9 protein-coding genes are annotated in these 12112 nt (G+C 44.5%); 5 read left to right on the top strand and 4 right to left on the bottom strand.

From position 1 onward, the window contains the following. Positions 1-4: 4 nt before the first annotated feature. Together LN893_RS04570 and LN893_RS04565 are read right to left on the bottom strand one after the other, a co-directional pair. On the bottom strand, positions 5-3031 hold the full coding sequence (locus LN893_RS04570) for a TAT-variant-translocated molybdopterin oxidoreductase (RefSeq protein WP_229968618.1): 3027 nt from the start codon (positions 3029-3031) through the stop codon (positions 5-7). A gap of 38 nt (positions 3032-3069) precedes the next feature. Then, the gene (locus LN893_RS04565) at positions 3070-4347 is read right to left on the bottom strand and encodes a c-type cytochrome (protein ID WP_229968617.1); all 1278 of its coding nucleotides are present in this window, start codon (positions 4345-4347) and stop codon (positions 3070-3072) included. Between the two features lie 560 nt (positions 4348-4907). Between LN893_RS04565 and rpsF the strand changes: the two genes are divergently transcribed. The 5 genes from rpsF (at position 4908) to LN893_RS04540 (ending at position 9422) form a co-directional block, all read left to right on the top strand. After that, the gene (gene rpsF, locus LN893_RS04560; protein WP_229968616.1) at positions 4908-5276 is read left to right on the top strand and encodes a 30S ribosomal protein S6; all 369 of its coding nucleotides are present in this window, start codon (positions 4908-4910) and stop codon (positions 5274-5276) included. Continuing rightward, positions 5276-5527 (top strand): 30S ribosomal protein S18, encoded by a 252-nt coding sequence (rpsR, locus tag LN893_RS04555; RefSeq protein ID WP_007652662.1) that lies wholly within the window; start codon positions 5276-5278, stop codon positions 5525-5527. The genes rpsF and rpsR overlap by 1 nt, the downstream gene beginning before the upstream one ends. Before the next feature lie 12 nt (positions 5528-5539). Further along, the gene (gene rplI / locus LN893_RS04550; protein WP_229968615.1) at positions 5540-5983 is read left to right on the top strand and encodes a 50S ribosomal protein L9; all 444 of its coding nucleotides are present in this window, start codon (positions 5540-5542) and stop codon (positions 5981-5983) included. A gap of 183 nt (positions 5984-6166) precedes the next feature. Beyond that, entirely contained in the window at positions 6167-7144 is a 978-nt protein-coding gene (locus tag LN893_RS04545) for a GSCFA domain-containing protein (protein WP_229968614.1), read from the top strand. A gap of 211 nt (positions 7145-7355) precedes the next feature. Further along, entirely contained in the window at positions 7356-9422 is a 2067-nt protein-coding gene (locus tag LN893_RS04540; RefSeq protein ID WP_229968613.1) for a thioredoxin domain-containing protein, read from the top strand. A gap of 215 nt (positions 9423-9637) precedes the next feature. Here the strand turns inward: LN893_RS04540 and LN893_RS04535 are convergent, their stop codons facing one another. After that, entirely contained in the window at positions 9638-10375 is a 738-nt protein-coding gene (locus LN893_RS04535; protein ID WP_229968612.1) for an SDR family oxidoreductase, read from the bottom strand. Positions 10376-10647: 272 nt separating this feature from the next. Next, the gene (locus LN893_RS04530) at positions 10648-12045 is read right to left on the bottom strand and encodes a carbohydrate porin (RefSeq protein WP_229968611.1); all 1398 of its coding nucleotides are present in this window, start codon (positions 12043-12045) and stop codon (positions 10648-10650) included. Positions 12046-12112 lie beyond the last annotated feature (67 nt).

Below are 12112 nucleotides of genomic sequence, written 5' to 3'. Positions count from 1 at the left end.
TATATTAAGCTAAGTTTCTAATTTTTGTAAGGTAAGTAACGTTCGGCTGTGTGTTGATTTCCTCTAACACATGGAACGCACGCTCACCCTGCTCTTTAACCAATACTTGAGAAATACGGCTTTCTGGATCCAGCATGTCTCCGAAGATGATAGCATCTGTAGGGCATGACTGCGCACAGGCTGTTACGATTTCACCATCTTTCGGTCTTCTTTTCTCGCGTTTTGCCTCTAGTTTACCTAACTGCACACGCTGTACACAGAAGCTACACTTCTCCATTACACCTCTTGCACGTACAGTCACATCAGGGTTTAACACCATTCTACCCAAGTCGCTGTTCATCATGTAGTTTACATTCGCGAACTTATCGTTCTCGAAGTAAGCAAACCAGTTGAAACGACGTACTTTATATGGGCAGTTGTTTGCGCAGTAACGAGTACCAACACAACGGTTATAAGCCATTTGGTTGATACCTTCTGAACTGTGCATCGTAGCAGCCACAGGACAAACTGTCTCACATGGAGCGTGGTTACAGTGCTGGCAAAGCATTGGCTGGAAGATAACAGAAGGGTTTTCCGCAGGATCTTCCATTGTTTCGTAATCCTTCTCCTCGTGCTCTACTGCGCTGTAGTATCTATCAATACGCAGCCAGTGCATATCACGGCGGTTCAGAACTTCTGCTTTACCAACAACAGGAACGTTGTTTTCGATATGGCAGCTAACTGTACAAGCACCGCAACCAATACAAGAGTTAAGGTCGATAACCATACCCCAGTGGTGGTCTTTGTATTCATAATCATCCCAAAGAGAGATGGTAGCAGGTTTGGCAGGGCCATCATGTGTGGCAATGCGTATATATTCTGTTACGTCTTTCGGATTTTCTTTATACTTAGCTAACGTATTTTCCTGCACAACCAGACGGTCCATAATAGTATGGTGCGTCTGCAACTGAGCAATTGGATTAGTAGCATCTGTTTTTGTTAGAGTAACTGTATTGCTGTAAAGCAAATTGTTATCTACTACAGACACAATAGGGAAAGCGTTAGCTCCCAAACCCTGTGCCACAGGCATCGATTCCAATTCATGGCCATAGCCCATTGCGATAGATACAGTACCTTGTGCTTGTCCAGGCTGTACCAAAGCAGGAAGTTCAATAGACTTGTTGTTCGCAAAAGTGACCTTTATCATATCACCCTGCACTATTTCTCTTTCCTCAGCCATTTTACGTGGCATAGCCACATAGTTGCCCCAAGTTGCTTTAGAAATAGGGTCTCCCATTTCTTGTAGCCATGGGTTGTTGGCAGCTCCAGCCGTACCAGGTCCTATCTGAACTTTCTCATAAATAACGGCCTCCACTGCATCACCAGTAGTGGCTGCTGCTCTTCTTGATGAAATAGCGCTAGCCGCTGAAGCAGCTGTTAATGAATTTGCCGCTGTAGTGTTCCCAGTGGACAAAGTCCTTCCGTTCAATACACCATCGTGCACTGTTTGCTCCCAGAACTCATTGAAGTCTCCTGTAGCAATTTCTCTCCAGTTGTTACGGATATACTCGTAGAAGCTGGTATTGCTTCCACTCCATAGCAACATGCTATCCTGCGCCTGGCGCGTAGTAAATATTGGATTCAGCACAGGTTGTGCTAAGCTTAAATATCCTTTTTTAGCTTCAAAATCATTCCAAGACTCTAGGTAATTGTTATCTGGTGTCACGAAATCAACTAAAGCAGCTGTTTCGTCCAATCTCTCTGAGAAGGAAATTTTCAGACCTACTTTTTTCAAGCCTGCAACTACTCTTTCTGCTAGCGGGTGATCGTAAGCTGGGTTGGCATCATAAAAGAATATGGCACCTACTGATCCAGCATTCATTTCCTCTATCAGTCTTAGCATCTGCGCATCGTTACCTTGCTTCACAAGGAACGGAGAAGCTGTATCGATAGTAGTACCTTCGGCACCTAATGCTTGGTTGATAGCCGTGATAAGAGTTTGTACAGCAGTATCATTAGAACCAGAAACTACTAGTGCTTTACCTCTGTTAGCACGTAAATCTTTAACCGCTGCATCAAAATTTTTCTTGTCAATGCTAGCCGGCAAGGTTGCAGAACCACCAGATATTGCTGCATATAGAGCAGCTACAAATGCAGCTTCCTCAGAAGGTTTAATTGGCACACGCACATCGGCGTTAGCACCTGTTAACGAAAGCCTTGTCTCGAACTGGTAGTGGCGAGACATTTCTGGCTTATCAGAAGAGACTTTTCTTGTCTGTATGTATTGCTTCGCAAAAGGCGTTGGCGCAATCCAAGTTCCTAAGAAGTCTGCGTTAACACCAACTATGATATTTGCTTTGCTGAAATCGTAACCTGGTACAACACCACCGTTAGCCGCTAAAAGTGCTGACGAAGAGCTTGGATCGTACACCACGTGCTCGAAATTACCAAAGCGGCTTCCGAACTCATTGATTAATTTCTTAGTAGATGGGCTAATGATAGTAGATGAAACAAAAGCTACCTTGCCATTTACGCTGTTCAGGCGAGAGACAATTTCTCTATCTACTGTTTCCCAATCAGACTCTTTGCCTCCGATGTATGGAGCACGAAGCCTGTTGTTATCATAAACACCAAGCACAGAAGCCTGTGCTCTTGGGCTTGTACCCATTGGCGTTAAGTTAGACATAGGGTTCGGCTCGATCTTGATCGGACGTCCCTCACGTGTCTTCACTAAAATACTATTGTAGTCGCCGTGTGAGTAAAAAGTTGTTGCATACCAGTTAGCAACACCTGGCTCAACATCAACTGGTTTGTTAAGATAAGGGATTGCTTTTCTTACAGGCGCCTCGCAAGAAGCCAGCGATACAGCAGCTACACTAAAGCCCAACAGCTTTAAGAAGTCTCTACGCTTGTTGTTTACACCAGCGGCACCTTCCTTGGTTGTGTCATTTATTGGCAGGAATTCTGGAAACTCGTTATGAGCATGCTTTTGAAACTCTGGAGTGTTTTCTAACTCCTCGATTCCTTTCCAGTATTTTATTCTGTCTTGCATATTATATCTAGAAAACTCGAATACTTAATTGTTAATTATTAATAGTGACACTTAGAACACTCTGTACCACCATTTGAAGCTACTGTAAAGGCACCTTTAGAAGAAGCTTCATGCAATTTCACCAGATTGTCGTAATATTCATTACCCTCTGTGTTAAGAGGCGTCTCACGGTGACAGTCGATACACCAGCCCATAGTAAGTGGAGAATACTGGTAAACCACATCCATTTCCTGGATTGGGCCGTGGCAAGTCTGACATTCTATGTTACCAACCTGCGTGTGCTGAGAGTGGTTAAAGTATGCCAAGTCAGGCAAGTTATGGATACGCACCCACTGAATAGGCTCGTTACGCTCTATTGCTCTGTAAATTTTCTGAATCTCTGGAGATTCCTTCTGAATCTGGCTATGGCAGTTCATACAGATGTTTGCAGAAGGAATACTAGCACTCTTGCTCTTATATACTGTTGTGTGGCAGTAGTTACAGTTAATCTGGTGCTCTCCAGCATGAAGTCTGTGAGAGAAAGCAATTGGCTGCGTTGGCTGGTAGCCTTGCTGAATACCGATTCCCATTACTTTATCTATCGACAAATCAATCAGTACCACAACAAAGATCAATACAACCAGTGTGCGAACAGCCTTAGACTTGTAAACCTTAGAAAGATCAAAACGCTGGTTTACAATCTCGTTGTCATACTCATCCAGCTGATTGTTCTTGTTAAGGTAGTTCTTAAGCAATGAACTGATTAGCAATAGCACTACCACCAATACAATAAGCACGATTATCAACACCACTAGCACGATGTCCAGATAACCTCCTACAGCACCAATAGCATTTGTACCAACGTTTTCACCTGCCTCAGCACCCGGAGGGCCAGCAGCAGGAGCCTGCGCTACACCCTGACCAGACTCAATAAAAGCAAGGATAGAGTTCACCTCATCATCAGAGAAAGCAGCGAAAGAAGGCATCGCCTGCTTGTCGTACTCATTGTAGATTGCCACCGCCTGCGCATCTCCGCTCTGGATCAACGCCTGAGAGTTTTTAATCCAGCTCTGTAGCCATGAAGTGCTTCTACGCTGCGTTACGCCCTGCAAACCAGGCCCTACTACTACATCGCTTCCTGCCGAGTGGCATGACGCACAGTTGTTTTTGAAAAGGGCTTCACCTGCATCAAGCACAGCGGGATCAGCGGCTGCACCATCGGCGCTAGCTCCTTCAGTTGCACCTGGCTCTACTCCTCTGGTAGCTACTTCTGCTGTCTCACTGGCTCCTTGTGCAAATGCACTAAAAGACAGTAGTAAGGCAAACAAGAAGGCCAAGAAATCTTTGTGTTTAATTTTAGTTATACAGCTAATCATAGCCAAGCTCACTTGTGTGTGTTTATGTATATGGTGAATTTCTTACGGCCACAAATCTACTATGCGAATTTCATTAATCAAACAGAAGAAGTTTATTTTTCCCCCCTTGTCTAGTCTTAAGCTCTTTTGTACCCCGTGCAACACAAAAACCCCTTTATTTTTACGTATGACAGGTTTTATTTAGAACAATTATAAATAACAATGCTTCTATGTCTGTAGCTTGCACTTTAAAAAAGTACAATGCGTTCTTTTTTGCATAACAAAAGAGGCAATCCTCTATTTGTACATTTCCATTATGCACTTACACCATTATTAACATGAAGATACTCTTTTGAATAGATTCACCAGAAGCATCTGCCATAAAATTTAGTTGCCTATATATAATAAAGGTAACTAATGACATAAGTACAGCTTTATTTTCTAAAAAAATCGGATAAAACACCTATAGTATATAAGGCAACTGCTTGTTTCAGAGAAAATAATGATTTAACTTTGCACCCTTAAAAATAAATTCGAACCGAATGGAATTGAAAAATTATGAAACTGTCTTCATTCTGACTCCTCTCTTGAACGAGGCGCAGATGCAAGAAACGGTCGAGAAGTTCAGACAGGTGCTTAAGGAAAATGGCGCCGACATTATTCACGAAGAGAACTGGGGGCTTCGTAAACTGGCTTACCCAATCCAGAAGAAATCAACTGGTTTTTATCACCTGGTTGAGTTCGCTGCCCCTACTACTGTCGTAGATCAGCTTGAGCTGGCTTATCGCCGTGACGAAAAAGTAGTTCGTTTCTTAACTACTGCTCTTGATAAGCACGCTGTTGCTTACAACGCACGTAGAAGAAATGGCGAATTTAAATCACAAGCTAAAAAAGAGGAGGTTAAAGGATAATGAGCCTAGTTAACGAAAGAGTACACAAACAAGAAAACCGTCAGAAATACTGCCGTTTTAAGAAAAGCGGTATCAAGTATATCGATTATAAAGATGGCAACTTCCTGCTTAAGTTCGTGAACGAGCAAGGAAAGATTCTTCCTAGAAGGCTTACTGGTACTAGCCTTAAGTTCCAGCGCAAAGTGTCTCAGGCGGTTGCCAGAGCAAGACACCTTGCCATTTTACCTTATGTAACAGATTCTTTAAAATAAGGAGGGCAGACCATGGAGATTATACTTAAAGATGACGTTAAGGGCCTAGGCTACAAAAACGATACTGTTACTGTAAAGCCAGGTTATGGCCGTAACTACCTGATCCCACAAGGATTAGCAGTTATCGCTAACGCCACAAACAAAAAAGTAGTAGCTGAGAATGTTCGTCAGGCTGCACACAAAGCTGAAAGCATCAAAAACGAAGCACAGGAGTTGGCTAACAACATCGGTGACTTAGTAGTAGAGCTTCCTGCTAAAGTGGGTGAAACTGGCAAAATTTTCGGTTCTGTTACTACACTTCAATTATCTGATGCTCTTAAAGCAAAAGGTTTTGATGTAGATCGTAAGCGTATTTCTTTTGACCAGGATGTGAAAACAGCTGGCGAATATACTGCTACGCTTAACCTGCACAAAGAAGTGAAACACCAAGTACGTTTCAATGTTGTAGCTGAGTAATTCAGTTTATAACCAACCATACAAAGCGCCCTGCCCAACAGCAGGGCGCTTTTGTTTTTGGCTGTGTAGCTACAGGATGAAAAAGTATAGATTTGCAAGTCTAATGTACAAGAAGTCGGACTATTGATACGCGCTACGTGTATCGGTAAAAGAGTTCTGGTCTTATAACTTATAGTTTGAAAAATGTTCAGAACAGAAGTTCATGTTGCCCCCTCAGGTTTAGCCTTATCGTTACAGTCTAAAGTAGTAACGCTAGGTTCTTGTTTTGCAGATGTAATCGGCTCTAAGCTGAAGCAAAACAAGTTACAAACTCTGGTAAATCCGTTCGGCACTATTTTCAACCCTTTGTCAGCAGCTTTACTTATAGAAGCCGCTACAGGCAAACAGTATAATTTTGAAGAGCACTTGGTGCAAAACAACGGCATCTGGTATGCTTACGACCTACACTCTTCCCTCTCCTCCCCTTCCAAAGATAAACTCCTGCAAACTATCAATGAGCGCCTGCAACAAACGCAGGAAGCACTTCGGAAGGCTGATCTCCTTATTATTACCCTTGGCACAGCTGTAGGTTATAAACTTGCTGGCACAGGCGAAGTAGTTGCCAACTGCCATAAGCTTCCTGCTAAAAACTTTATACGCCTTTTATTATCTACGGAAGAAATAACTACGGCCTTAGATAGTATGTATAAACTGCTGCAGGCCTTCAACCCTAAGGTTAAAGTGCTACTGACGGTCAGCCCTGTGCGGCACCTGAAGGAAACGATTGAAACCAACACGGTTAGTAAATCTATACTTCGGGTGGCGTGCCACCAGTTGACAACGAAGTATGAAAATGTGCTATACTTCCCTGCCTACGAAATCATGCTCGACGACCTCCGCGATTATCGTTTCTACAAACGCGATATGATACACCCGTCAGAGGAAGCAGAGGATTATATCTGGCAAAAGTTTACCTCCGCTTACTTCAGTAAAGAGTTTGGCACCTTTCTACAGGAATGGGAAAAGATGCAGCGGGCACTGGCACACAAAGCCTTCCACCCAGCCTCCGAAGCACATCAAACTTTTCTGAAAAGCACAATAAAGCAACTGCAGCAACTGCAGCAAAAATATAACGTCGATACAACCACTGAGGAAGCCCAATTAAAATCCCAGATTCTATAACTCTACCCTGGCAGCTCATTTTACGGCAATCACCCCTTCCTATACTTTTACCTAACTTGCCCGTAGAAAATTAGACATCAAATACTAGATGTTAGATTCTAGACTTCCTGAATAACCATTTTACACAAGATTACCTGCTTTATTCACAATAGAAGTCTTCAACCTAAAGTAAAAACCTAGTATCTAATGTCCAGTATCTAATCCCTAAACTATGACTGAAAATAGAAAAACCAACCGACTGATAAACGAAACAAGTCCTTACCTGCTGCAGCATGCTTACAACCCTGTTGACTGGTACCCATGGGGCGAGGAGGCGCTGCAGAAGGCTAAAACAGAAGATAAGCCCATACTGGTAAGTATCGGCTATGCCGCCTGCCATTGGTGCCACGTAATGGAGCATCAGTCGTTTGAGCTTGAGAAAATTGCCGAGGTAATGAACAAGCACTTCGTATGCATTAAGGTTGACCGTGAGGAAAGACCTGACGTGGATGCGGTATACATGGATGCGCTGCAGGCGATGGGGGTGCAAGGAGGTTGGCCACTCAATGTTTTCCTGAACCCAGATGCGAAGCCGTTTTACGGGGGCACGTATTTTCCACCGCAGGACTGGGTGAACCTACTGGTAAATATTGCCGATGCCTATAAAAAAAGCAGAAGAGAGTTAGACCAGTCGGCGGAGCAGTTTGCGCAGCACCTGAACCGTAGCGAATTAGAGAAGTATGGCCTGAAGCAAAGCAACTTTCATGTGCGGGAAGAGGATTTCAGGCTGATGGGCTACAACCTCAGCATTAAATTTGATAAAGAAAAAGGTGGCATAGGTCAGGCTCCTAAATTTCCGATGCCAACTGACTACCTGTTCCTGTTGCGCTACCACAGCCACACCAGCGACCAAAGCACTTTGAACCAGGTAAACCTGACGCTACGCGAAATGGCCTATGGCGGCATTTACGACCAGGTTGGCGGCGGCTTCGCACGTTATTCTGTGGATGCCGATTGGTTGGTGCCGCACTTCGAGAAAATGCTGTACGACAACGGACAATTGGTAAGCTTGTATTCAGCAGCTTACCAAGTAACAAAAGATCCGCTGTACAAAGAGGTGGTATACGAAACGATAGACTTTGTTTCACGTGAATTAATGAGCAATGAGCAAGGCTTCTACTCCTCTTTAGATGCAGACAGTGAGGGCGAAGAAGGTAAGTTCTACACGTTTACCAAAGAAGAGCTACAGGCAATTCTGGGAGATGAGGAACCGCTTTTCTCTAAATACTATCACGCTACCGCCGCTGGGAACTTTGAGCATGGCCGCAATATTCTGCACCGCCGCATCTCCGATGAAAAGTTTGCACAGGAAAACAAACTGGAGCTGGAGGTGCTGCAGGAAATGATAAAAGGTTGGAAAAAGAAAATTATGCAGGTGCGTGAACAACGCATCAGGCCTGGTTTAGACGATAAAATCCTCTGTTCCTGGAACGCGCTTATGCTGAAAGGCCTTGCCGATGCCTACTACTCTTTCGGTGAAGAACGTTTTCTGCAACTTGCCCAGCGTAATGCCAACTTCATACTGCAGCGTTTAAAGCAGGAAGAAAAGCTGTATCATAATTATAAAGAAGGAAAAGCTACGATAGATGGTTTCCTGGACGATTACGCACTCCTCATCCGCGCCCTCACCCGCCTTTATGAGGTAACTTTTGACGAGCAATGGCTACAAGAGGCAAAGCAACTAACAGACTATACCCTTACTCATTTCTTTGATGAACAGGAAGGCATGTTCTTCTTTACAGATAACAGCTCCCAAAAGCTGATTGCCCGCAAAAAGGAAATCATGGATAATGTCATTCCGAGCTCTAACTCTGTAATGGCTACCAACCTGCACTTCCTTGGCCTCTACTTCGATGAGGAGCGCTACCAGCAACTTTCGGATAATATGCTGAGTAAAGTAAAAGATCTGGTAATTAAAGAACCTTCGTTCCTGAGCAATTGGGCAGCGCTATATTTTCATAAGCTTACCCCAACTGCAGAAGTGGCTATAGTAGGAGAAAAAGCAGCTGACATGCGTAAAGATTTCAGCTCATATTATTTACCTAACATGCTGCTGGTAGGCACGGCTACCAGAAGCAACCTGCCCTTGCTCCAAGACAGAACAGCCATCGGTGGCAAAACAACTATTTACGTCTGCTTTAACAAAACCTGCCAACTGCCTGTACACACAACTGCGGAAGCTTTAACACAGCTACGGGGCAAGCGGAACCAGCAGGAACCAAAGTTTCCTGCTTTGTAGGCAGTTAAAAAGCTTAAAGTGGCCCTGTCTCTCTGATAAGGAACAGGGCCATTATGCTATACACGTACACGCTGGCACGAATCTCCAGATTTGAGACTTTGATAAAGTGGAGTTTGTGACTTCACGGGCTCGACATTGTGATTAGGCACGGAAAAAATTCCCACGCCAGTTTAAACAGAGTTAAATAGCTCTTCCCTTCAAAAGAACATTTTAGCTTACAGCGTACTCATAACCCGCACCATTTCGTTTATGTCATCTCTGGATGCCAGCCTGGCTTTTTCAGATCGGCCATAGCCTACTTCAACCTCACCTGCTTCTATGCGTTGCATAATACTGTCTGCGAACTCATCTACAGGCACTCCCATGGTATGGATACCAGCACCACCTAAGTCTGTATCTACAGCTGGTGGCACTATTTCGATTACCTTAATACTTGTAGTGGCCAGTTCATAACGCAAGGTCATTGAGAAGGAGTGAATAGCCGCTTTAGTAGCACTATAAACCAAGGCAAAAGTACCAGGAGTAAAGGCCAGACTCGACGATACATTCATGATTGCGGCAGTTTCCTGCTGCTGCAGATGCGGGATAAAAAGGGCTGACAAATGAATAGGCGCTTCCACGTTGATGGCAATTTCCTGCCTACGCTGTGCCCAAGGCTCCTGATCCTCTAAAAAACTACCCCTGCGCTGGATGCCAGCATTGTTAATCAGCACATTCAACTTAGGAAACTCCTGGATTGCCCACTCAAACAAGGCTACACGGTCCGCTTCATCTGCCACGTCACACACGCGGGTGTGCAGGGCGGGATACTTTTGTTTCGCTTCCTGCAGCTTCTCTTCCCTCCTACCACAAATAATCACTTCGCTTCCTGCATTCAGAAACCTTTCGGCCAGAGCGAAACCAATGCCTGTGGCGCCTCCTGTTATTAATACTGTATTTCCAGCTAAATTCATTCTATCTGCTCCTTAGGTATAAAACATTATCCATCACATCTATACTCCGTCCTGTGGATATCAATGTTTGTACTCCAATTCTGCAGATAAGATTCACCGCTTTCGCCAGTACGGTCGCTACAGAGAGGATAAGCTTGATGATACTTTCAGAATTTTAGACACTGGGACTACCTCCTAACCTGTACAAACTCAACTCATGCCTGCACGAAAGTATCAATGTCTGAATATTTTGTCTTTGAAAGAAAACACCTGGATAAGCACCAACTTTATTTCTAATAAATCCACCATTCCGCTTTTACACCGCCATAAAGCCCCCATTTTTGATGCCCTGCCCGCTGCAGGTAGGGTGAGTACAAGTTTTCACGAGCAAATTTGTTGTAGCGCGCCAGAGAAACTACGAACCTTAGATGCGGCCTGGCCCAAGGGCTGCGCTGGGCAGTTGGTACAATGGTAGGTGCCACAGAAAACTTCACCATAGTAGCCTTGGGTTGCTCCCCGTCTTTTCTTATAGTGTAGTGCGCCTCGTTCAGCAAGTGAAACCAATCTTTTAGATACCAAAAGCTGCGGAAGCCAATGGCAAAGTCGGTTTTTCGGTTAAAAATCTCTCGACCCAAAAAGTCTGGTGCTTTATGGTCTGTATCTGCGGCACCTTTGCTTTTCAGAAGTAAGCTATATCCGTTCAGGCTGAAACGGTCTGACAAGTTTAGCAGGAAATGCTCCACCACCGACACAGAATAAGCACCGTTGTATTCCTGCGTTTCTTCGTCTGGAGCGCCATAGGTTAGCCAGGTTCTGGTAGAGCCACCGTCTCCCCCGTTGGCTATTCCCCGTCCAAAGCGCACTGATAATTGGTTAAAGGAGCCCTCTCTGGCAGTAGCCAATGGAGTATTATACTTCACTCCTGCCACCCATCCTCCATCAGCTGAGTAGCGTAGGGAGTCGCCCCTGGCATTCGCTAACCGATGCCACTCGGCTAGCAAGCTTAGTGCCTTGCCGTCTCCTAAATCGAAGCTATGCTCAAAGATGCCTATAAACCGCTGCCGCAGCGACTGGGTAGGGACACCGTTAACAGAAGTAATAAAAGTGTAGGGAGGATAATGCGCTGTGGAGTCTCTTACTGCAGGAAATATAAATGACACAGAAGTATTTTCCCTAATAATACCAAAGCCTTGCGAAGAATGGTCGTCAAAGTAATAATAGTCGATGATGTGCACATCGTCGGAACGGTCGTATCTGGCTCCAACCCAGGCTGACCACTTACTGCCCATAATGCGTTGCGCCTCCACAAAGAATTCAGGTATACGAAATACCAGCCCTTGCGCCGATTGGCTTGTCACGTTCCCGATAAAAGGACCACCCGTAGAGAAAACAGAAAGAAGCACCTGCGCATTTATGAATGTAGTGTCGATGTCGTTCGTAACAGGTTTGAAGTGATAAGCTCCCACCAACTCCATATAATCCTGCTCCTCCAGTCTGCCGCCTATGGGGCCTTGCCCGCGCAGGTTCAGCGGCACACCCGTGTGCCCTGGTATAGCAGGCGAAAAACCTACTCCTACCCTGCCGTACGAGCCAAAGGAAAAGTTCTTGTTCTGAACTATTTGTGCATAGCCTACAACTATACTTCCAAAGCTTAAGAAAAAGGTTAAAAGAAAAGTATAGAGTATTCTCATTCAGTTCTAGTTTGGGTAAAACTTAAGCTCTTACGACGAACAGCAAACTTGATAAGTTACTTTTCTG

The sequence above is a fragment of the Pontibacter harenae genome (genome assembly GCF_020907245.1).
GTDB lineage: Bacteria > Bacteroidota > Bacteroidia > Cytophagales > Hymenobacteraceae > Pontibacter > Pontibacter harenae.
The sequence above is the reverse complement of the archived record's forward strand: the minus strand, read 5'-3'. Positions and strand labels throughout refer to the sequence as shown.

Coding starts and splice junctions, on each gene's coding strand:
- LN893_RS04540 (WP_229968613.1), top strand. CDS start 7,356: ATGACTGAAAATAGAAAAACCAACCGACTGATAAACGAAACAAGTCCT.
- LN893_RS04545 (WP_229968614.1), top strand. CDS start 6,167: ATGTTCAGAACAGAAGTTCATGTTGCCCCCTCAGGTTTAGCCTTATCG.
- rpsR (WP_007652662.1), top strand. CDS start 5,276: ATGAGCCTAGTTAACGAAAGAGTACACAAACAAGAAAACCGTCAGAAA.
- rpsF (WP_229968616.1), top strand. CDS start 4,908: ATGGAATTGAAAAATTATGAAACTGTCTTCATTCTGACTCCTCTCTTG.
- rplI (WP_229968615.1), top strand. CDS start 5,540: ATGGAGATTATACTTAAAGATGACGTTAAGGGCCTAGGCTACAAAAAC.
- LN893_RS04530 (WP_229968611.1), bottom strand. CDS start 12,045: ATGAGAATACTCTATACTTTTCTTTTAACCTTTTTCTTAAGCTTTGGA.
- LN893_RS04535 (WP_229968612.1), bottom strand. CDS start 10,375: ATGAATTTAGCTGGAAATACAGTATTAATAACAGGAGGCGCCACAGGC.
- LN893_RS04570 (WP_229968618.1), bottom strand. CDS start 3,031: ATGCAAGACAGAATAAAATACTGGAAAGGAATCGAGGAGTTAGAAAAC.